The sequence below is a fragment of the Pseudomaricurvus sp. HS19 genome, from assembly GCF_009857815.1.
Taxonomy (GTDB): Bacteria; Pseudomonadota; Gammaproteobacteria; order Pseudomonadales; family Cellvibrionaceae; genus Pseudomaricurvus.
This window is the reverse complement of record NZ_WVVW01000011.1, coordinates 59,194-79,949: the sequence shown is the minus strand read 5'-3', so window position 1 is coordinate 79,949 and position 20,756 is coordinate 59,194. Positions and strand designations below refer to the sequence as shown.

Below are 20,756 nucleotides of genomic sequence, written 5' to 3'. Positions count from 1 at the left end.
TCCTTACCTGGCCTTATGGTCGATCTGCGATACGCCCGTACTTGGTCGGGTCTTCAGGACCGGGGCCCATAACATAAGCGCCCTGCACATTGGTGTTGGTGGTGCCGGAATTGGGGACTGTGGCTGTGCCGTGAACTTCGTAGTTGTAAAAGGCGTAGCTGGCACCGTCGATACTGACGCTGGAGGCGCTGTTGTTCTCCACCACGTTTTTGGTCAACTCGACAAACTCCGCTGTTGCCAGCGCAGAGATCTGGGCCCCCGGGGTTGTGATAGTTTTGGTGGGCCAGGCAGTACCCTGATCCCCCGCCACATAGGCGTCATCGAGATAGGCCAGATCATCCAGGGCCTCTTCAATAGCGGTGTCGCTGGCCTGGAATGCCATACTGTTAAACTGCGAGTTGGCTGCCATCTGCTCCTCCAGACCAGTGGTCTGGAAACTGGCCACCCCGATCAGGGTAATCACCAGCAACAGAATAAGAGCGACTGCCAACACCACGCCCCGTTCGCGGGACGGCAGGGATTGCTGCCTCGGCATAATCAATTCCTCCTGTTGCGCAATTTGACGGTGGTAGAAAACGCCTTGCGCATGTACTTACCACCACTATGGGCTGCAGCGGAAACATTGATACCGGCCACTTCATAGCTGGTGGTATCCGCTTGCGGCAGGGTGTTGTCAAAATCCTGAATCAACATCCCCAACTTGACCGAAGACACACTGAGCATATTGAGCGTCGCGTCACTGGCAGTGACTGTGCGCAGGTTGCCGGAGTCCAATCGCTCTGCATACTGGAGCTTCATGAACTCAACCCCTTCAAGTAACTCTTCAGTGGCTCCACCATTGACGATGCGATAAAGCGCATAGATAGGGTCACCGGCCGTTGTATTGCGACCGGTGTCGCCGACGAAGTAGGTGATATCACGATAACTGAGCAGGCTCGCCCCCGGGCCGTAGCCGGGCTCAATCTTGTTGGTGTTATTACCGCCATAAGGGCCGCCGCCGGAGATGGCATGGGCGAAGGTTACACTGCCGCTGTTGTTAACGTTCGGCGTACCGTCATCGTTACAGGTATTATTGGTGTTGCGGAAAATATGGGCGGAGCTGCAGTCAGAGATGACCACCAGGTCATCCTTGTCGATACAGGTCGGGTTGCCGTTAAAGACCACGTTGGCGTTATTGGGATCAGTGTTACCCACCAGGCTGGCGGTGGTCAGCTCGGCGTATTTGATTCGCACCACATCGCTGCCAGGCCGTGCCGTAATCGCACCGGTGGTTGCGGTACCGCTCTGGATACCCGCCAGGGTGTCGCCAACAGCCACAGCCGGAGCAAACACTCCGGAGGAGCTGACCTCAAAGCCCTCCAGTGAACTGGTGGCAAAATCACCCGCCCCCTGCTCAGCCATAATGGTGACGTCGAGGTTGTTGGGATCGGCACAGCCGTAGTAACCCACCATGCGGATGTCGGAAGCGATCAGGTCCATCGCATAGCGCCCCACCTCCTGCACACGGGAGAGGCCAGTCTCGGTGCGGGACAGGTTGTTGGAACTCTGGAAAATCTGCACCAGGCCCATTAACAGCAGGACTCCCAAGGTCAGCGCAATCATCAGTTCAACCACGGTAAAACCGCGGCTGTGCTTGTGCTCCGTTACGGTCATATTCTTACCACCAACTGGTATTGGGCGGTGCCGGCCTGACGCACTCCACCGGTCCAGGTCTCCTGTCCCCAGCTCACGGTCACCGTTACGTTATTGGTCAGCACATCGCGGACGACCTGCACACGGCCACCCGGTAACAGGGGCCTGAAACTGTTGCCGACACCGGCCAGATCATTGAAGTAGGCGGCCCACTCACGGATATCCTGGGATGCCTGCGCGGCGTCCGTGCAACCTGCGGCGTCGGTCACACAGGCCTGGGCACCAGGCACGATACCGCTGGTATCTGCACCATCGTAGGCCCCCCCGAGGTAGGCGTCGCGATTGGCACGCAGACGATCCAGTACTTCGCTGGCGACCATAACCGCCTGCGATCGGTAATAGGCACCCTGGTTAACCTTGAGACTGGACAGTTGCATCGCGGACACACCGAGCAGGCCGATGGCCAGCACCAGGATGGCAATGAGAACCTCCAGCATGGAGAAGCCGGATTGGCGTTTGGCCGGGATGCTTATGGACATACCAGGTTGTCTCCGTTGAGGTCATCGATCACACCATCAGCCGGGCTGTCTGTATCGACGGCCTTCTGTGGCTGCCCCAGTATCGAAAGATTGATCCCCCGGGAAATACCTTTACCACAGATCCGGAAGGACCCCCGGTGGCTGGGCCGACCGTCAGGCCCGTAGACAATCGTATTATTGAAGGCGGTTGAGGCCCCGCCAGTGAAGCCCAGGGCACGGGTAAAGGTAAAGCTCGTGCCGCGAATGGTGATGCCCTGCTCTGCACCGCGCATCTGCTTCAATACCGTTTCACCGTCACTGGCCGTCATGACCCCGTCAATCACCGTATCGATATAAACAATACGGCCCTCTTCCCAGTTGGCGGTATTGCAGGTAGCCCCATCACTGGAGGCGCAGATGGCCACAGGGGCGCTGCGCTTGACCGCCTCGGAACGCACCACATTGAGGTCGCCAAGGAAGTTATTGTGGGACATGGTTAGCCGGCTTTTATTGATAAGCAGGGACATCTGCGGCACGCCATAGGAGAGCAGTACCCCCGCCACCACCAGCGCGAGCATGAGTTCGATCAAGGTAAAACCGGAAGATAATTTTTTCATAGCTATAGATACTACAAAGCCCCCTGTCACCAGTCTGCGGAATACAGACCAGTGACCACTTTAGCCGACAAACGGCAGGAGCAGACGGGAACTTTACAGAGAGGTCACGCCCGGAGTGTGATAGAGGTCACTCCGGGAGTCGCCGGCCAGTTTCGCCAGGGGGAAGTTAACGCAACTCTTTGGGAAGGGAAAAACGCACGTTTTCAGGCTTGCCGGCGACCTCCAGGGCAGCCTCTGCCCCCAGCTCCCGCAGGCGACGCACCACACTCTGCACCAGCACTTCCGGCGCTGAAGCACCTGCGGTAATGCCAATAGCGGTCTTACCGTCCAGCCAGGCCGGATCGATATCCCCGGCGCCATCGATCAGGTAGGCACTGCTGCCGCAGCGTTCTGCCAGCTCCCGCAGGCGGTTGGAGTTGGAGCTGTTAGGGGAGCCCACCACCAGCACCAGGTCATTCTCCAGTGCCAGCTGTTTGACTGCGTCCTGGCGGTTCTGGGTGGCGTAGCAGATGTCGTCCTTGCGTGGGCCACGAATATCGGGAAAGCGGCTGCGCAGGGCGTCAATGACCCGGGCAGTATCGTCCATGGACAAGGTAGTCTGGGTGACGTAGCTCAGCTGTTGAGGATCACGCACCTGCAGCTTCTGCACATCCTCCTCATCTTCCACCAGGTAGATGGCACCGCCATTACTATTGTCATACTGCCCCATGGTGCCTTCGACCTCGGGATGCCCTTCGTGGCCAATCAAAATGCACTCGGAGCCGTCCCGGGAGTAGCGCATCACTTCCATATGCACTTTGGTCACCAGCGGACAGGTAGCATCGAACACTTTCAGCCCGCGCTCATCCGCCTCTTTCCGCACCGCCTGGGAGACACCGTGGGCGCTGAAGATGACGATGACGTTATCCGGCACCTCGTGCAGTTCATCCACAAACACCGCGCCACGCTCGCGCAGGGTGTCGACCACAAACTTGTTGTGCACCACTTCGTGACGCACATAGATGGGCGCACCAAACACATCCAGTGCGCGATTGACGATATCAATGGCGCGATCCACACCGGCACAGAAACCGCGCGGGTTGGCGAGATGGATTTGCGGTACAGATGTGGTCATGGGGTTTGCCAACGGTATCAGGATCAGTGAGTCACAGCGGGCTGCACATCAACGATGGCAACCTCAAACAGGATGTTACGCCCGGCCAACGGGTGATTAAAGTCGACGGTTACCGTCTTGTCATCAAACGCCACTACCAGTCCTGGCAGCTCGGCATTCTGGGCATCGGCAAAGGAGAGCATCAGCCCCTCTACCAGCTCCAGCTCGTCGGAGAACTGGTTACGGGGCATCTCCTGGATATTGTTGTCGTTGCGCTGGCCAAAGCCATCTTCCGGCTTGATCACAAAGGTGTCATTGGTACCGGCCTTCAGACCCTGCAGGGCCTTCTCGAAACCCGGCAGCAAATTGCCATCCCCAACCACAAACGTGGCCGGCTCCTGTCCCAGGTTGGAATCAATGACATCGCCATTTTCCAGCTTGAGCGCAAAATTGAGGGTCACCTGAGTGCCTTCGCCTACGGTTAAATCGGTCATAACTTTCTACTTCAACATCAATTGTCCGCGGCGGCCCGGGAGCCACGCAGGGAGTCGTAAATCATCAGTGCCGCACCCACGCAGATAGCGCTGTCGGCAATATTGAAAGCGGGCCAGTAGTAGTGGCGATAGTGCACCACCAGAAAATCCACCACATAGCCCAGCACCGCACGGTCCACCAGGTTGCCAACGGCACCGCCCAGCACCAGCGCCAGCGCCAGCGCCTCCAGGGTTTTGCCGGCCTGCAACCGCGCCAGCCAGATCACCAGACCTACGCTGACGGCAATGGCCACCACACCAAAGAACCAGCGCTGCCAACCTCCGGCATCACTGAGGAAACTGAAGGCAGCGCCGGTGTTGTGCAGCAGGGTGAGGTTAAAGAATCCGGTAATCACCCACGGGTCACCATAGGTCAGTCCGGCACTGGCCCACCATTTGGTGAGCTGGTCGATCACCAGCACCACCACCGCCAATACATACCAGCGCGTGGCACCTTTAAAGTTAACACTACCCATCAGGCAAACTGACGCTGCTCGCCGGCACCGGCGACGTTGTCAACACAGCGGCCACAGAGCTCCGGATGATCGTCGCTCTGGCCCACGTCCTCACGGTAGTGCCAGCAGCGTACGCACTTCACGCCGGAAGCCTTCTCCACCAATACGGAGAGACCTTCCACTTCGGTCTCTTCTGCCTCAGCGGATGGGCCTGCAACCCTGGCCGCAGAGGTGATCAATACAAAACGCAGTTCATCGGCCAGCGCATTCAACTGCTCAGCCAGTTCACCACTGCAGCAGAGAGTTACCGCCGCCTCCAGTGAACCGCCAATGGCACCGGCGTTGCGCTTGGCCTCAATCACCTTGTTGACCGCATCCTTGACGTCGGAGATCAGCTCCCAGTAGTCAGCGGACATGGCCACACCAACAGGCAAGCGAGGCAGGTCATACCACTCAGCCACAAATACGTTACCACTGCGCTCACCAGGGATCTGCTCCCACAGTTCATCAGCGGTAAAGCTGAGAATCGGCGCTATCCAGCGGCTGAACGCCTCGATGATGTGATACAGGGCCGTTTGCGCGGAGCGACGGGCCACACTGTCGGTTTTGGTGGTGTACTGGCGATCCTTGATGATATCCAGGTAGAAACCACCCAGGTCCACCACACAGTAGTTGTGCAGTTTCTGGTAAATACTGTGGAAGTTGTAGCTGTCGTAGGCTGCCACAATCTCTTCCTGCAGGCGTGCCGCACGCTCCATGGCGTAGCGATCCAGTGCCAGCATCTCTTCCGGCTGCAATGCATCAGTGGCCGGGTTAAAGCCGGCCAGGTTGGAAAGCAGGAAGCGCGCGGTGTTGCGGATACGGCGATAGGAGTCAGCGGTACGCTTGAGGATCTCGTCGGACACACGCATCTCGCCACTGAAATCAGTGGCGGAGACCCACAGGCGCAGTACATCCGCACCCAGCTCGTTCACCACCTTCTGCGGCGACATGACGTTGCCCAGTGACTTGGACATCTTGTGGCCTTTCTCATCCACGGTAAAACCGTGGGTCAGTACCTGCCGGTAAGGCGGCACACCGTTCATGGCCATGGAGGTCTTCAGGGAGGACTGGAACCAGCCGCGATGCTGGTCGGAGCCTTCCAGATAGAGATCCGCCGGGAAACGCAGGTTGTCGCGTTTCTGCAGTACCGAGTAGTGGGTAACACCGGAGTCAAACCACACATCCAGGGTATCGGTAACCTTGTCGTACTGATCGGCGTCGGCGCCCAGCAGTTCGGCGGCATCCAGGTCAAACCAGGCATCCATCCCGGCCGCTTCCACCTTCTTCGCCACCGCCTCGATCAGCGCACTGGTTTCCGGGTGCAGCTCCTGGGTCTCTTTATGGATGAACAGGGTAATGGGCACACCCCAGGTGCGCTGGCGGGAGATACACCAGTCGGGGCTGGAGTCCAGCATACTGTCGATACGGGCGCGGCCCCAGTCGGGGATCCACTGCACATCGTTGCACGCCTGCTTCACATCGTTGAGCAGGTTTTTCTGGGTCATGCTGACAAACCACTGCGGCGTAGCACGGAAGATCAGTGGCGTCTTGGTACGCCAGCAGTGGGGGTAGCTGTGGGTAAACTTGCTGGCGTGAAGCAGTACACCGCGCTCGGTCAGCACCTCCAGTACCTTTTCGTCCACTTTATAGACGTGCTCGCCGGCAAACAGCTCCACGCTGTTGCGATAGATGCCGTGGTCGTCCACATAGTTGAGCGTACCGATGCCGTATTTGCGGCCAACGTTAAAGTCGTCCACACCGTGATCGGGTGCCGTGTGCACACAGCCGGTACCGGCGTCGGTAGTGACGTGGTCGCCGAGGATCACCGGCAACTGTTTGTCATAGAACGGGTGACAGACTTGCAGGCTTTCCAGCTGCTCGCCTTTGACACGCCCAACCACAGCGGCACCTTCAAAACCGGCCTTGGCCAGCACAGACTCCTGCAACGCTTCCGCCACCAGCAGGCGACGGTCGCCGGCCTGCACCACCACGTAGTCCAGCTCGGGATTCACACTCACCGCCTGACTGGCGGGCAGGGTCCAGGGTGTGGTGGTCCAGATCACAACAGAGACATCGCCACTGCCGTCAAGCCCATCCACCAACCCGGCAAATGCCGCCTGATCGGCCACCGGGTAGCAGACATAGATGGAGGAGGAAACCTTGTCCTGATACTCCACTTCCGCTTCCGCCAGCGCCGAGCCGCCCACCACACTCCAGTAGACCGGCTTGAAGCCGCGGTGCAGGTGACCGTTATCAACAATCTTGCCCAGCGCACGAATGATGTCCGCCTCGACACCGTAGTCCATGGTGAGGTAAGGGTTGTCCCAGTCACCCAGCACACCCAGGCGGATAAAGTCGGCCTTCTGGCCCTCTACCTGCTTGCGGGCGTAGTCGCGACACTTCTGGCGGAAGGTTTTGAAATCCACCTTCACGCCGGCCTTGCCCACCTTCTTCTCTACATTGTGCTCAATGGGCAGGCCATGACAGTCCCAGCCGGGCACGTAGGGCGCGTCGAAACCACTCAGGGTTTTCGACTTGATGATGATGTCCTTGAGGATCTTGTTGACCGAGTGTCCGATGTGAATATCGCCGTTGGCGTAGGGAGGGCCATCGTGCAGGATGAACTGGTCACGACCGGCACGGGCCTGGCGGATGCTCTGGTAGAGCCCCTCCTTGTGCCACTTTTTCAGGGTTTGCGGCTCGCGTTGTGCCAGGTTTGCCTTCATGGCAAATCCGGTCTGCGGAAGATTCAACGTGGCTTTGTAATCGGTCATAGGTCTGTCTAATCAGGTGTTATCAAATCGGGTTTACGGCAGCGGCAACCGGCAGGCTCAATGCGCTTGCGCCTGGCCGGCGAAATAGTGCCTGGCCGCTTCCACGTCCCTGAGGATCTGCTGCCGCAGCATCTCCAGGGATTCAAATTTCTGTTCCTCCCGCAACTTGTGCAGGAACTCTACGGTAATCATCTGGCCGTACAGGTTGCCGCTGAACTCCAGCAGGTGCACCTCAAGGATCGGCCGGATCTGGTCACCGATGGTGGGACGCACGCCCACATTGGCCACACCCTGCTGCACCCGGCCATCGGGCAAGGTCACCGACACCGCAAACACCCCATTGAGCGGCGAGCGATAGCGGCGCAATTGCACATTGGCAGTGGGCACCTGCCACTGCCGTGCCAGCTGCTGGCCATAACCCACGTGCCCCGCCACGGTGTAAGGCTTACCCAACAGCTGCGCGGCCGTAGCAAAGTGGGACTGCTCCAGCTCCTGGCGAATGCGGGTACTGCTGACCCGTTCGTCGCCGATCTCAAACGTCTCGGTATCCGAGACACCGAAATCATACTGACGACCAGCCTCCATCAGGAACTCGTAGTCACCGCTGCGACCACTGCCAAAGCGGAAGTCGTCACCAATGATGAGGTGCTTCACACCCAGCTTCGCCACCAGCACCTGCTCGACGAACTCTGCCGCCGACAGGGAGCGCATGCGCTGGTTGAAATGCAGGCAGCAGACCCGGTCGGCACCGCCCTGCAGCAAGGCCAGCACCTTCTCGCGCAGACGCATCAGTCGCGCCGGGGCCTGCTCGGCAGAGAAGAATTCGTGGGGTTGCGGCTCGAAAATAACCACCGTGGCCGGCACCTGAAACTCGCGCGCCTTGTCTGCCAGCTGCCGCAGTATGGTCTGATGCCCCAGATGCACACCATCAAAGGAGCCGATGGTCACTACATTGCCGTAATGTTCGGGGCGCAGGTTGTGCAGGCCACGAATAAATTGCTGTAACAACTGGGTCACTGATCGGCTCAACAGGTTGATTCAATTCCGTCCGGCGGGCGCCCTGCCCGGCCTTCCACCGCCCCGTTCAGCCGGCACAGTGGGGCGAGAGTATACCCCACTTGGGAAGCCCAGAGCCAGACGAGAGCCGGGGCCCCAGGCCATAGCCGGGCCCCGGCTGCAGCGGGCTCAGGTCACAGCCGGCCGCAGGTGGCGGGGGCGCAGACCCAGCAGCAACAGGGCTGCACCATAGGCAGCCAGACCCGCCAGACAGACCAGCGCCAACTGCCCTACCCGCTGCTGCCACGCCCAGCCAGCCCACTCGCCAGCCGCAGGCATCAGCCACCACAGCGCCAGCACCATCAGCACCGACGCTCCCACCAGTGGCAATAGCAGGGGCCGCCAGGGTGTCACCCTTTGATAGACACCTTCGCGCCGCAGGCCACGCCACAGGAGTCCGGCATTCAGCAGCGCGGAAGCAGAGGTGGCCAGGGCCAGCCCGGCGTGACCAATGTTCCAGTAGAAATAGAGCGGCACCACAAAGGCGATATTGCAGCCCATATTGACCACCATGGCGATAATGCCAATCCGCACCGGGGTCTTCATGTCCTGGCGGGCGTAGAAACCCGGCGCCAGCACCTTGATCAACATAAAGGCGGTCAAACCGATAGCGTAAGCCCGCAGACTCCAGGCCGACATAGCCACATCGTGGATGGAGGTTTTGCCATACTGGAACAGGGTCATCAGGATGGGCTCGGCCAGCACAATCAGCGCCAGCGCCGCCGGCACCGCCACCAGCAGCACCATGCGGATGGCCCACTCCAGCGTGGCACTGAACTGCGCCGGATTATTGCCCGCATGCTGGCGCGACAACCCCGGCAGAATCACGGTGGCGATGGCGATGGCAAACACACCCAGCGGCAGCTCTGCCAGCCGGTCCGAGTAATAGAGCCAGGAGACACTGCCGGCCGGCAACAGGGACGCCAGTACCGTATCCAGCAGCAGGTTAATCTGGCTCACGGAAACCCCGAACAGCGCCGGCACCATGAGGGTCAACACCTGCTTTACTCCGGGATCCGACCACTCCACCTTCGGCCGCGGCATCAACTCCAGCTGCATCAGGAAAGGCATCTGGAACAGCAGCTGCACCACCCCCGCTGCCAGAACCCCCCAGGCCAACGCCAGTACCGGCGGGTCAAAATAAGGCGACGCCAGCACCGCAGCGCCAATCAGTACCACATTGAGCAGCACCGGCGTAATCGCCGGCACCACAAAGCGGTCGTAGCTGTTGAGGATGGCCCCCGCCAGGCCGGTGAGGGAGATCAGCAACAGATAGGGGAAGGTGATGCGAATCATGTCGGAGGCGAGGCCGAAACGCAGCTCATCACCGCGAAACCCCGGAGCGAACAGCGTGGTCAACAGCGGCGCACCCACTACCGCCAGTACCGTCAGCAGCACCAGGCTTAACCCCAGGCAACCCGCCACCCGGTTGACCAGCCCCTGCACCGCCGCCAGTGAACCGCGGGTGCGATACTCCGACAGCACCGGCACAAACGCCTGCGCAAAGGCACCCTCGGCAAACAGGCGGCGGAGGAAATTGGGAATCTTGAAAGCCACAAAGAAGGCATCGGCCGCCCCTTCGGCACCGATAAAGCGCGCAAACACCACATCGCGGACCAGGCCCAGCACCCGCGACGACATGGTCATGGCTCCCACGGCCGCACTGGAGCGCAGCAGCCGGGGGGCTGGCGGCTGCTCATCCTGAGCAACGGTTGCACCATCGGTTACGGTTTTGGCGCCCACCTCTTCTTCATTATGCCGCTCTTCCTGTTTCACTCATCCCTCACAGCCAACACCGGATCACACTCAGCGCCAAAACTCAGGGGCGCACAAAGAGCCGCAGTTTACTCAAAGCCCCCTGCGGCAGCCAGCGTTGCACCAGACGCCAGCGCACAAAACAACCCGCCCCCGCTGCCGACCCACTTGCCGGAAAAGCCCGCACCGCGGTTGACAGAGCTCTCGAAATAGGCATAATGTCGCGTCCTTGATTTGTACCCGAATTTCAACAGGAGCAATACGGTGGCCAATTCACCCCAAGCCAAAAAACGTGCGCGCCAGAACGACAACGCTCGCAAGCATAACGCCAGCCTGCGCTCCATGGCGCGCACCTACATCAAGAAAGTAGTTGCCGCTATCAATGCAGGCGACGCTGAAGCAGCCAAAGCTGCCTACGCCGCGGCCGTACCAGTAATCGACCGCATCGCTGACAAGGGCATTATTCACAAGAATAAAGCCGCTCGTCACAAGAGCCGTCTGAACGCCCAAGTTAAGGCGCTGGCTGCTTAAGCCAGGGCAACTTCGGGTTCAGACACAAAAAAGCCGGCTTTACGCCGGCTTTTTTATTGCCCGGATTTCAGGGGCAGGGCTTTTAACACATGTAGCACATGCACCTGCCACCCCGGACTGAACCACCAGCAGCGATCCAGCCCGCCATCACAGATCGTCAGCCTCCCAGCACACCCTCAAGCACCTCAATCAATGCCCGCGTCTGTGCCTCGGTACCCAGGGTAATCCGCAACCCCATACGGCCTGCAGCATCCGCCTTGGGACGCACCAGGATATGGGCTGCCACCAACGCACCATTCAACAGCTCCGGCTGCTCCGGAAAGGTCCAAAGGTAATTCGCCGCACTGGGCCAGAAGTCCACCCCCCTCTCCTGCAGATAGGTCTCCAGCATCGGCTTGGAAACCCCCATCACCTCATCCACATACGCCAGAGAGGTCGCCTTGTCCTCCAGCGCCGCCAACACCGCCACTACCGCAAACTGGTTGACGTCGTACGGGCCACGCACATTGAGCAGCGCGCGAATATTGTCATTGTGGCTGAGAATGTAACCCAGGCGAATGGAAGGCAAGCCCCAGGTCTTGGAGAAGGTGCGGGTAATCAGCAGATTGCGGCACTCATCCAGATGATCCTTGACGCTGGTCTTGCTGTACTCAAAGTAGCATTCGTCCACCAGAATGGCCGCCTGCGGCGCCGCTTTGGCTATGCGCACCACATCTTCCGGCGCCACCAGGGTACCGCAGGGATTGTTGGGATTGGAAACCACAATCACCCGGGTTTTGTCGGTCACCGCCTCCAGCACCTGCTGCAGCGGATAACCGCCCTGACGGGTGTACTGGGGCTCAATAATGGTGAGCGCTTCCGCCTTTGCCACCTGGCTGTACATGGCAAAGCTGGGGCCCGGAATAATGATCTCGTCACCGGCATTGCACGCCGCGCGAATGATCAGCTCGATACCCTGGTCCGAACCATTGGTAATCATTACCTTGTCATCAGCCACGCCACAGTATTCGGCGATGCGACGGGTCAGGTCACCGTAGGAGGGGTACATCTGCAGACGGCCGCTGTCGATAAACCGGTGCAGCGCCTGACGCACGGACTCTGTCACCTCGACGGTGCGCTCATTGAAATCCAGCAAGGTGTACGCCTTCGGATCCCGCCCTTCCAGCGGCGGCGTATAGGCGGACATGGCATCGATGTGCTTCTTGAAGATACTCATAGGGTAAAACCTGCCGATTCAAAGTGACGGCTGCGCCGCCCGCAAAACAGTTACAGCACCACCAGGTTATCCCGGTGAATCAGTTCACGCTCGTCCACATAACCCAACAGCGACTCGATCTCCTCACTGGGGCGACCGATGATGCGGCGCGACTCCTGCACACTGTAATTCACCAGCCCGCGAGCCACTTCGACGCCGTCGGCATCGACACAGGAGACCATATCGCCGCGATTGAATTCACCATCCACCCGCCGCACACCCACCGGCAACAGACTTTTGCCCTGCTGCTTCAGGACACGTACCGCGCCCTCATCCAGCGTCAGGCGACCACGCACCTGCAACTGACCTGCGAGCCAGCGCTTGCGCGCCGCCTGCGGCGGCTGGTCAGCCGTCAGCAGCGTTCCCAGCGCCTCACCCTGGCGCAGGCGCGTCACCACACCGGCGATACGACCGCCAACAATGACAGTGTGGGCACCGGAACGGGCAGCCAGGCGCGCCGCGCGCACCTTGGTCGCCATTCCGCCACGCCCCAGCTTGCCGCCGCCACCGGCCTTGGCATCGAGGGTCGGCTCACTGGCCGCCACTTCACTGATCAGGGGAGCATCGGGATTAGTGCGGGGGTCGGCCTCAAACATGCCATCCTGATCAGTGAGAATGATCAGCACATCCGCTTCCACAAGATTGGCCACCAGCGCCGCCAGGGTGTCGTTATCCCCAAAACGGATCTCATCGGTGACCACCGTGTCGTTTTCATTGACCACCGGCACCACACCGAGCCCGGTCAGGGCCTTGAGGGTGGAGCGGGCATTGAGATAGCGCTCGCGATTGGAGAGGTCGTCGTGATCCAGCAGCACCTGGGCCGTGTTCAGGCCGTAGCGCTGGAACTCCTGCTCATAGGCCTGCACCAGGCCTGTCTGCCCCACCGCGGCCGCCGCCTGCAGCTCATGAATGGCCTCGGGGCGCTCGGTCCAGCCGAGGCGGGTCATGCCGGCAGCCACAGCGCCGGAGGAGACCAGCACCAGCTCGACGCCGCTTTTCTGCAATTGCGCGAGCTGTTCAACCCAGCCGGCTATGGCATTCACATCCAGCCCGCGACCATTGGCGGTCAGCAGGGCACTACCGATTTTTACCACCCAGCGCCGCGCACCGGGCAACTTGTCTCGCACACTCATGCTGTAATCTGGTCACATTCCGTTGGCAGGATTATTCAGGGGTAGCACTGCAAGGACAGCACTGCAGGGACAGCCCGACAGAGCCGCCGCACTCAGGGCGCGTACTCCCACTCCACATCGTAATCATCATCATTCCAGTCATCATCGTCATCATCGCCGCCCTTGCGGGCCTTGCGCTGGGCACGATGGCGCTCGCGCAGCTCTTCAATGCGCTCACGAGCCTCTTCCTGCATGGCCTCCTGCATGGCAGTCTCGGCCTCTGCGGCTTCCGGATTCTGTTCTTCCTCCTCCCAGCAACCCTCCAGGTGAGCCATTAACTGCCCGCACAGGGCATCGGTGCCTTGCCGGTTAATGGCAGATACCTGAAACACCGGTCCTTCCCAGCCCAGCTCATCCACCACCGCCTGACAGGCAGCCTCGGCCTCATCTTCCGGCAACAGATCCACCTTGTTGAGCACCAGCCAGCGCTCACGCTGCGCCAGCGTGGGGGAGAAGGCCTCCAGCTCGTCGATGATCACCTGGGCATTTTGCGCTGGGGTACTGCCGTCGTAGGGGCACATATCCACCAGGTGCAGCAGCACCCGGCAGCGGGTCAGGTGCTTGAGGAAACGGATACCGAGACCAGCCCCCTCAGCCGCCCCTTCGATCACACCGGGAATATCGGCGATCACAAAACTGCGGTGCGCCTGCACCTTCACGACACCCAGGTTCGGCACCAGCGTGGTAAACGGATAGTCCGCCACCTTGGGCTTGGCAGAGGATACCGAACGGATAAAGGTACTCTTGCCGGCATTGGGCAGCCCCAGCAGCCCCACATCCGCCAGCACTTTCAGCTCCAGCTTGAGGTTGCGCTCCTCACCAGGCTGGCCAGGCTTGGTCTGGCGCGGGGCCCGGTTGACGGAGGATTTGTAGCGGGCGTTACCGATGCCGTGGAAACCACCACGAGCCACCATCAGGCGCTCACCCGGATGGGTCAGGTCGCCGAGGCGCTCCTCGGTATCCACATCAAATACCGTAGTGCCGACCGGCACCTTCAACACCAGGTCCGAGCCCTTGGCTCCGGTACAGTTGGCACCACGACCGGACTGACCATTTTCAGCACGGAATTTGGTCTGGTAGCGATAGTCCACCAGCGTATTGAGCTCGTCATCTGCTTCCAGATAGACGCTGCCACCGTCACCGCCATCACCACCGTCGGGGCCACCCTTGGCGACAAACTTTTCCCGCCAAAAGCTCATGCAGCCGTTGCCGCCATTACCGGCTGCGACAAAAATGGGCGCTTCATCAACAAACTTCATGAGATTTTCCTCCAACGGCACACTGACCGGAACACTTCGACCGGAACAGACTTGCCGGCAGCGACCACCCGGAACGACTCCGGAAAACTTGCATTATAAACGCAAAAGCCCCATCGGTTCGGACGGGGCTTTTGCATAGGCCGGGACAACTCCCGAACCGCTACCGATCACCCAAACAGAGCAACCGGTATGTTGTCAGACTGCAATTAAGCAGAAACGATGCTGACGAACTTGCGGTTGTTGGCACCTTTCACTTCAAACTTCACAACGCCATCGGCTTTTGCGAACAGAGTGTGGTCTTTACCAATGCCTACGTTTTCACCAGCGTGGAACTTGGTGCCGCGCTGACGAACCAGGATGTTGCCAGCCAGAACCGCCTGACCACCGAAACGCTTAACACCCAGGCGCTTACTTTCTGAATCGCGCCCGTTGCGCGTACTACCACCAGCTTTCTTGTGAGCCATGACTTAAACTCCTTAATTAACCTTGGATACCAGTGATTTTCACTTCGGTGAACCACTGACGGTGACCCTGACGCTTCAGGGAGTGCTTACGGCGACGGAACTTGACGATCTTCACCTTGTCACCACGGCCGTGGCTAACCACCTCGGCAGTCACTTTGGCACCAGCCACAACCGGCGCACCGATCTTGACGTCGTCGCCAGAGGCAACCATCAGCACCTGGTCAAACTCTACGGTTTCACCGGTGGCAACTTCGATTTTTTCCAGCTTCAGGGTTTCGCCTTCCACTACGCGGTGTTGCTTACCGCCACTTTTGATAACAGCGTACATTTACATGCTCCAATAAATAGATCATTGACCAGATATTGGACGACACGAAGCAGCGCCGGAACCTACCGGACACATTTTGCAGAGCTTGCGTCGTATACCTAACTCAATTCTGTGACCTCACCAGCAGGGCACCCGGAGGCGGACCTGTGGCAGGGGCGCAGATTCTACGTCAAAGACAGGGGCAGCGCAAGCGCGGAACAGCTTCACAAAAGTGCACCGTCATTCCACACCGGGGAACTCCAACTTGTTGATTGTTAAGCCAAATCAGGATCCCGGCCACAGCCACCACGCTTGACAGCCTGAGCCCCCGTGCCCAGAATGCGAACGAGCAACAGAATTCCGGATCTGCCTACCCCCTATGCTACCCTTTCACAAGGCCGTTGAGGCCGACTTTGCAGCTGTTAATCAGCTGATTATCGAGCAGCTGCACTCCAACGTCGGACTGGTTGAGAATATCGGCCATTACCTGGTGGAAGCCGGCGGCAAGCGCCTGCGCCCGCTGCTGGTGCTGCTGACTGCCAATGCGCTCAATTACCCGGCCAGGGGCAAGCAGCACCTGGACCTGGCAGCCATTATCGAATTCATTCACACCGCGACCCTGCTGCACGACGACGTGGTGGACATCTCCAACATGCGCCGTGGCCGCCCCACCGCCAATGCCAAGTGGGGCAATGCACCGAGTGTGCTGGTAGGGGACTTCCTCTACTCCCGGGCCTTCCAGATGATGGTGGCGATCGGCTCCATGGAGATCATGCAGATCCTTTCGGACACCACCAACACCATCTCTGAAGGTGAGGTGCAGCAGCTGGTGAACGCCAAAGACCCGACGGTCAGCGAAGCCAACTACCTGGAAGTGATTTACAAGAAGACCGGCGCCCTGTTTGAAGCCGCCTGTGACACCGCCGCCGTGCTGGCCGACGCCACCGCCGAGCAGCGCCAGGCCCTGAAACGCTATGGCTACCACCTGGGACTGGCCTTTCAGTTGATCGACGACGCCCTCGATTACGAAGGTGACGCCGAAACCCTGGGCAAGAACGTCGGTGACGACCTGGCCGAAGGCAAACCCACCCTGCCGCTGATCCAGGCCATGGCACAAGGCACCGCAGAAGAGTCAGCACTCATTGCCGATGCCATCCGCGAAGGCGCGCTGGACCAACTGCAGGCAGTGGTGGCCATTGTGCAGCGCACCGGCGCCCTGCAATACACTACTGACAGCGCCAAGGAGCAGGCCGACCTGGCCATCGCCCAACTGGAGCACCTGCCGGACAGCCCTTACCGCCAGGCCATGACGGAACTGGCACACTTTGCCGTAGGGCGCGATCACTAACTGACATCACCAACTCACCACAGGGCCGCCACAGACAAAGGATTATGGACATGGAAGCAAGCTGCACCCCCACCCACTGGCAGGCCCTGACGCACCACCGCCAACAGTGGCAGAAACAACTGCGGCAGCTTTTCCATGATGACAGCGAACGCGCAGGGCGCTACTCCCTGCAGGCCGGCCCGCTGTTTCTCGATTACTCCAAGAGCCACCTCGACGACACCACCCTGCAACTGCTGCTCAATCTCTGTGAACACCAGCAGCTGGACTCGGCCATTACCCGCCTGCTGCACGGCGCCGAGGTGAACAACACCGAGCAGCGCCCCGCCTGGCACACCGCACTGCGCTATCGCGCCAACAGCGTGATCCCGGAGCCCTCCGTTCACGCTGAAGTCAAAGCCACCCAGGCCAAAATGCGTGCTTTTGTGGAGCAACTGCACAACCAGCAGTGGAATGGTTTCGACGGCGATACCATCACCGATGTGGTCAATATTGGAATTGGTGGCTCGGACCTCGGTCCCCGCATGGTGTGCCGCGCACTGAGCGATTATCACCGGCCCGGATTAAAGGTGCATTTTGTCGCCAACATTGACGGCGCCGAGATCCATCAGGTGCTGCAGGGGCTCAACCCGGCAACCACCCTGTTTATCGTCGCCTCCAAATCGTTCACTACCCTGGAAACGCTGGAGAATTCCACCACGGCCCGCAACTGGATACTCACCGCCGGCTGCCCGGAAAACCAACTGCGCCAGCACTTTGTCGCCATCAGCACCAACATTGCCAAGGCCACCTCCTTCGGTATCGACCCGGACAACATCTTCCCCATGTGGGACTGGGTGGGAGGGCGCTACTCCCTCTGGTCCGCCATCGGCCTGCCCATCGCCCTGGCCATCGGCTGGCAGGGCTTTGAAGAACTGCTCAATGGCGCCGCCACCATGGACGAGCACTTTGCCAGCGCACCCGCCGCTGACAACATGCCCGTCATCCTGGCCCTGATCACCTTCTGGTACAGCCAGTTCTGGCAGGCCCGCAGCCAGGCGGTGTTGCCCTACTGCCACCAGCTGCAACGCTTCCCCGACTTCCTGCAACAGCTGGACATGGAGAGCCTGGGCAAAGGTGTGGACCGCCACGGCCAACCACTGGCTTACCACACCGGCGTCACCATCTGGGGTACAGAGGAGAGCAACGGCCAGCACTCCTTCCACCAGCTGCTGCACCAGGGCACGCAGATGGTGCCGGTGGACTTTATTGCCAGCCTGATGCCCAACCACCCACACACTCACCAGCACCGTGAACTGCTCGCCTGCTGCCTGAGCCAGAGCCAGGCGCTGCTGGATGGTAAATCCCTGCAAGTCGCCACGCAGGAGCTGCTGGACGGCGGCAAAACCGCAGACGAAGCCGCAAGCCTCGCGCCGCACAAGGTGATTCCCGGCAATCGCCCCAGCAACACCCTGCTGATGGAGCGCCTCACCCCGGAAGCCCTCGGCGCCCTCATCGCCCTCTACGAACACAAGGTGTATGTGCTGAGCGTGCTGCTGGACATCAACGCCTTCGACCAATGGGGTGTGGAGCTGGGCAAGCAGCTGGGCACACGCATTGACCAGGCCCTGCAATGCGGAACCCTGCCCGAAGAGTGGGACGGCTCCACCCGGCAGCTGGCGGAAAAAATCCTCAGCGCCCGCGATTGACCCGCTGCCGATCATTACCCACTTTTTGGTGATGCTGTACCCCGGCCAAACGGGGTACACTTGCCCCTTTGCCAGCGACACAGAAGACCTCTCCTTTCATGCTCTCCGACGATCTCAAGCAAACCATCCAGGGCGCCTATCGCGAGTTTCTCAACAACAAGAGTCTCAAGCCGCGCCTGGGCCAGAAGCTGATGATCGCCAATATCGCCCGCACCCTGGGCTCCATTGAACTGGACGACGAAGGCGTGCGCGAGACCAGCGGCCACGTGGCCGTGGTGGAAGCCGGCACCGGCACCGGCAAGACCGTCGCCTATCTGCTGGCCACCCTGCCGGTGGCCAAGGCGCTGGGCAAGAAAGTGGTCATCTCCACCGCCACCGTTGCCCTGCAGGAGCAGATCGTCAACAAGGATATTCCCGAAGTGCTGCGCCACAGTGGCCTGCATTTCAAGGTGTCACTGGCCAAGGGCCGCGGTCGCTACCTGTGCCTGTCAAAGCTGGACCGCATCCTCAGCGAAGTGGACTTCGCCACCAATCCCACCCAGGCCCTCTACGAAGACGAATACCCGCAGGTGACCGCCGAGTCTGTGAAGATCTACCAGACCATGGTGGAAGCCATGGCGGCCAACAAGTGGGACGGCGATCGCGACAACTGGGCGGAGGGCGTGGAAGACGAGGACTGGCAGCGGGTCACTACCGATCACCGCCAGTGCACCGGCCGCCGCTGCGCCAACGTCTCCAGCTGCAGTTTTATGAAGGCGCGGGAGAACCTCGGCAGTGTCGACTGCATCGTCACCAATCACGACCTGGTGCTGGCGGACCTGGCCCTCGGTGGTGGCGCCATCCTGCCGGCCCCCGAAGACACCATCTACATTTTCGACGAAGGTCATCACCTGCCGGACAAGGCCCTCAACCACTTTGCGCACCACTCGCGCCTGCTCTCCACCGGCAAGTGGCTGGAACAGAGCCAGAAGCCGGCTGCCAACCTGGTGGCAGAGGTGAGCGGCGCCGGCCAGATCGACCGCTTTGGCGAGCAGCTGCCGGCAGCCCTGCTGGACGCCCGCCAGGAGCTGGACAAGGTGATCCCCATGTTCCAGGCGCTGGCGGAGGGTATCGACACTACCGCCCACACACCGCGCTACCGTTTTGAAAACGGCGTGGTGCCGGAGACCATCCGCGCTCACAGCCTCGACATCTTCCGCGCCTTCCAGCGGCTGTCTGAGCTGCTGGGCAAGATGACCAAGGAGCTGGAAGAGTCCATGGAGGACAGCCACTGCCCGGTGCCAAAAGTGGATCTGGAAAACGCCTACCCCCTGATCGGCACCTGGCAGTCCCGCGCCGAAGCCAACGCCGAACTGTGGCACAGCTACGCCAACCCTGACCCCGAAGGCGCCGTGCCACGGGCGCGCTGGTTTACGCTGGTGGAACAGGGGGGCAACCTGGATTTTGAAGTCTGCTCCAGCCCGATCCTCGCCGCCCGCACGTTGGAATATGGTCTCTGGAACCAGTGCTGCGGCGCCGTGGTCACCTCCGCCACCCTCACCGCACTGGGGCGCTTTGACCGCTTCCAAATGCGCGCCGGCACCCCTTCCGACAGCAGCTACGAAGCGGTACCCAGCCCCTTCCAGTTTGGCGAAGCCGGTGTGCTCAGCGTGCCACCGCAGGCCATCGATGCCGGCAACCCCACCGACCACACCAACTCGGTAATCGACGCCCTGCCACAACTGCTGGACATCAACGCCGGCAGCCTGGTGCTGTTCTCTTCAAGACGACAGATGCTGGAGGTCTACGACGGCCTGCCACGGGACTGGCAGCAACTGGTGCTGGTACAGGGGGATCGCTCCAAGCAGGCGTTGCTGGACGAGCACAAAAAACGCATTGACGACGGCGAGGGCAGCATTATTTTCGGCCTCGCCAGTTTTGCCGAGGGTGTGGACCTGCCCGGCGACTACTGCACCCACGTGGTGATCGCCAAGCTGCCCTTTGCGGTACCCGATGATCCCGTGGAAGCCTCTCTGTCGGAGTGGATCGAAGCCCGTGGCGGCAACGCCTTTATGGAGATCACCGTGCCGGACGCCTCGGTGCGACTGGTGCAGGCCTGCGGCCGGCTGCTGCGCACTGAGAGCGACACCGGCACCGTCACCCTGCTGGACCGTCGCATCGTCACCAAGCGCTATGGCAAGGCCATTCTCAACTCACTGCCGCCTTTCGCCCTGCAGATCAGCAACTGAGAACTCACTGAGATACACCGACGTTATACCCG

Annotated in this window: 19 protein-coding genes; 4 read left to right on the top strand and 15 right to left on the bottom strand. The window is 60.4% G+C overall.

The features are described 5' to 3' along the window. Positions 1-13: 13 nt before the first annotated feature. The 10 genes from GSF27_RS14505 to murJ form a co-directional block, all read right to left on the bottom strand. Positions 14-535, bottom strand: a complete 522-nt coding sequence (locus tag GSF27_RS14505; RefSeq protein WP_160970389.1) for a PilX N-terminal domain-containing pilus assembly protein — start codon at positions 533-535, stop codon at positions 14-16. 2 nt (positions 536-537) lie between these two features. Next, the gene (locus tag GSF27_RS14500) at positions 538-1,653 is read right to left on the bottom strand and encodes a PilW family protein (protein WP_160970711.1); all 1,116 of its coding nucleotides are present in this window, start codon (positions 1,651-1,653) and stop codon (positions 538-540) included. Then, the gene (pilV, locus tag GSF27_RS14495) at positions 1,650-2,171 is read right to left on the bottom strand and encodes a type IV pilus modification protein PilV (protein WP_160970387.1); all 522 of its coding nucleotides are present in this window, start codon (positions 2,169-2,171) and stop codon (positions 1,650-1,652) included. Before pilV ends, GSF27_RS14500 begins: the two co-directional genes overlap by 4 nt. Then, positions 2,162-2,767, bottom strand: a complete 606-nt coding sequence (locus tag GSF27_RS14490) for a GspH/FimT family pseudopilin (protein ID WP_160970709.1) — start codon at positions 2,765-2,767, stop codon at positions 2,162-2,164. Before GSF27_RS14490 ends, pilV begins: the two co-directional genes overlap by 10 nt. Before the next feature lie 166 nt (positions 2,768-2,933). Next, positions 2,934-3,881: a 4-hydroxy-3-methylbut-2-enyl diphosphate reductase gene (ispH, locus tag GSF27_RS14485; RefSeq protein WP_160970385.1), complete on the bottom strand. Its 948-nt coding sequence runs from the start codon at positions 3,879-3,881 to the stop codon at positions 2,934-2,936. Between the two features lie 23 nt (positions 3,882-3,904). After that, complete coding sequence (locus GSF27_RS14480) at positions 3,905-4,354, bottom strand: peptidylprolyl isomerase (RefSeq protein WP_160970383.1); 450 nt, start codon at positions 4,352-4,354, stop codon at positions 3,905-3,907. 17 nt (positions 4,355-4,371) lie between these two features. Next, entirely contained in the window at positions 4,372-4,869 is a 498-nt protein-coding gene (lspA, locus tag GSF27_RS14475; protein WP_160970381.1) for a signal peptidase II, read from the bottom strand. Continuing rightward, positions 4,869-7,664, bottom strand: coding sequence for an isoleucine--tRNA ligase (ileS, locus tag GSF27_RS14470; RefSeq protein ID WP_160970379.1), 2,796 nt, complete (start codon positions 7,662-7,664; stop codon positions 4,869-4,871). The genes lspA and ileS overlap by 1 nt, the downstream gene beginning before the upstream one ends. 57 nt (positions 7,665-7,721) lie before the next feature. Continuing rightward, the gene (gene ribF, locus GSF27_RS14465; protein ID WP_237457579.1) at positions 7,722-8,693 is read right to left on the bottom strand and encodes a bifunctional riboflavin kinase/FAD synthetase; all 972 of its coding nucleotides are present in this window, start codon (positions 8,691-8,693) and stop codon (positions 7,722-7,724) included. A gap of 156 nt (positions 8,694-8,849) precedes the next feature. Further along, a complete protein-coding gene (murJ, locus tag GSF27_RS14460; RefSeq protein ID WP_255493853.1) occupies positions 8,850-10,394 on the bottom strand; it encodes a murein biosynthesis integral membrane protein MurJ in 1,545 nt (514 codons plus the stop codon). A gap of 345 nt (positions 10,395-10,739) precedes the next feature. On the opposite strand from murJ, the gene rpsT reads away from it, so the two are divergent. After that, a complete protein-coding gene (rpsT, locus tag GSF27_RS14455; protein WP_160970375.1) occupies positions 10,740-11,006 on the top strand; it encodes a 30S ribosomal protein S20 in 267 nt (88 codons plus the stop codon). Positions 11,007-11,163: 157 nt separating this feature from the next. On the opposite strand, the gene GSF27_RS14450 is transcribed toward rpsT, so the two are convergent. The 5 genes from GSF27_RS14450 to rplU all read right to left on the bottom strand — a co-directional run bounded on the left by GSF27_RS14450 (position 11,164) and on the right by rplU (position 15,484). Then, a complete protein-coding gene (locus GSF27_RS14450; protein ID WP_160970373.1) occupies positions 11,164-12,222 on the bottom strand; it encodes a histidinol-phosphate transaminase in 1,059 nt (352 codons plus the stop codon). Positions 12,223-12,272: 50 nt separating this feature from the next. Continuing rightward, positions 12,273-13,394, bottom strand: a complete 1,122-nt coding sequence (proB, locus tag GSF27_RS14445; protein ID WP_202410469.1) for a glutamate 5-kinase — start codon at positions 13,392-13,394, stop codon at positions 12,273-12,275. Between the two features lie 92 nt (positions 13,395-13,486). Next, positions 13,487-14,692, bottom strand: coding sequence for an Obg family GTPase CgtA (gene cgtA / locus GSF27_RS14440; RefSeq protein WP_160970371.1), 1,206 nt, complete (start codon positions 14,690-14,692; stop codon positions 13,487-13,489). Positions 14,693-14,898: 206 nt separating this feature from the next. Beyond that, positions 14,899-15,156, bottom strand: coding sequence for a 50S ribosomal protein L27 (gene rpmA / locus GSF27_RS14435; RefSeq protein WP_160970369.1), 258 nt, complete (start codon positions 15,154-15,156; stop codon positions 14,899-14,901). Between the two features lie 16 nt (positions 15,157-15,172). Continuing rightward, entirely contained in the window at positions 15,173-15,484 is a 312-nt protein-coding gene (rplU, locus tag GSF27_RS14430; protein ID WP_160970367.1) for a 50S ribosomal protein L21, read from the bottom strand. A gap of 358 nt (positions 15,485-15,842) precedes the next feature. Between rplU and ispB the strand changes: the two genes are divergently transcribed. The 3 genes from ispB (at position 15,843) to dinG (ending at position 20,724) form a co-directional block, all read left to right on the top strand. Further along, entirely contained in the window at positions 15,843-16,811 is a 969-nt protein-coding gene (ispB, locus tag GSF27_RS14425) for an octaprenyl diphosphate synthase (protein WP_160970365.1), read from the top strand. A gap of 44 nt (positions 16,812-16,855) precedes the next feature. After that, a complete protein-coding gene (gene pgi, locus GSF27_RS14420; RefSeq protein ID WP_160970363.1) occupies positions 16,856-18,496 on the top strand; it encodes a glucose-6-phosphate isomerase in 1,641 nt (546 codons plus the stop codon). 98 nt (positions 18,497-18,594) lie between these two features. Beyond that, positions 18,595-20,724: an ATP-dependent DNA helicase DinG gene (gene dinG, locus GSF27_RS14415; protein WP_160970361.1), complete on the top strand. Its 2,130-nt coding sequence runs from the start codon at positions 18,595-18,597 to the stop codon at positions 20,722-20,724. Positions 20,725-20,756 lie beyond the last annotated feature (32 nt).

What these genes read in the sequence shown, in the direction of transcription:
- pilV (WP_160970387.1), bottom strand. Translation starts at nt 2,171, where the DNA reads ATGTCCATAAGCATCCCGGCCAAACGCCAATCCGGCTTCTCCATGCTG.
- rplU (WP_160970367.1), bottom strand. Translation starts at nt 15,484, where the DNA reads ATGTACGCTGTTATCAAAAGTGGCGGTAAGCAACACCGCGTAGTGGAA.
- proB (WP_202410469.1), bottom strand. Translation starts at nt 13,394, where the DNA reads ATGAGTGTGCGAGACAAGTTGCCCGGTGCGCGGCGCTGGGTGGTAAAA.
- GSF27_RS14480 (WP_160970383.1), bottom strand. Translation starts at nt 4,354, where the DNA reads ATGACCGATTTAACCGTAGGCGAAGGCACTCAGGTGACCCTCAATTTT.
- cgtA (WP_160970371.1), bottom strand. Translation starts at nt 14,692, where the DNA reads ATGAAGTTTGTTGATGAAGCGCCCATTTTTGTCGCAGCCGGTAATGGC.
- GSF27_RS14505 (WP_160970389.1), bottom strand. Translation starts at nt 535, where the DNA reads ATGCCGAGGCAGCAATCCCTGCCGTCCCGCGAACGGGGCGTGGTGTTG.
- lspA (WP_160970381.1), bottom strand. Translation starts at nt 4,869, where the DNA reads ATGGGTAGTGTTAACTTTAAAGGTGCCACGCGCTGGTATGTATTGGCG.
- dinG (WP_160970361.1), top strand. Translation starts at nt 18,595, where the DNA reads ATGCTCTCCGACGATCTCAAGCAAACCATCCAGGGCGCCTATCGCGAG.
- pgi (WP_160970363.1), top strand. Translation starts at nt 16,856, where the DNA reads ATGGACATGGAAGCAAGCTGCACCCCCACCCACTGGCAGGCCCTGACG.
- rpmA (WP_160970369.1), bottom strand. Translation starts at nt 15,156, where the DNA reads ATGGCTCACAAGAAAGCTGGTGGTAGTACGCGCAACGGGCGCGATTCA.
- ileS (WP_160970379.1), bottom strand. Translation starts at nt 7,664, where the DNA reads ATGACCGATTACAAAGCCACGTTGAATCTTCCGCAGACCGGATTTGCC.
- GSF27_RS14450 (WP_160970373.1), bottom strand. Translation starts at nt 12,222, where the DNA reads ATGAGTATCTTCAAGAAGCACATCGATGCCATGTCCGCCTATACGCCG.
- GSF27_RS14500 (WP_160970711.1), bottom strand. Translation starts at nt 1,653, where the DNA reads ATGACCGTAACGGAGCACAAGCACAGCCGCGGTTTTACCGTGGTTGAA.
- ispH (WP_160970385.1), bottom strand. Translation starts at nt 3,881, where the DNA reads ATGACCACATCTGTACCGCAAATCCATCTCGCCAACCCGCGCGGTTTC.
- ispB (WP_160970365.1), top strand. Translation starts at nt 15,843, where the DNA reads ATGCTACCCTTTCACAAGGCCGTTGAGGCCGACTTTGCAGCTGTTAAT.
- GSF27_RS14490 (WP_160970709.1), bottom strand. Translation starts at nt 2,767, where the DNA reads ATGAAAAAATTATCTTCCGGTTTTACCTTGATCGAACTCATGCTCGCG.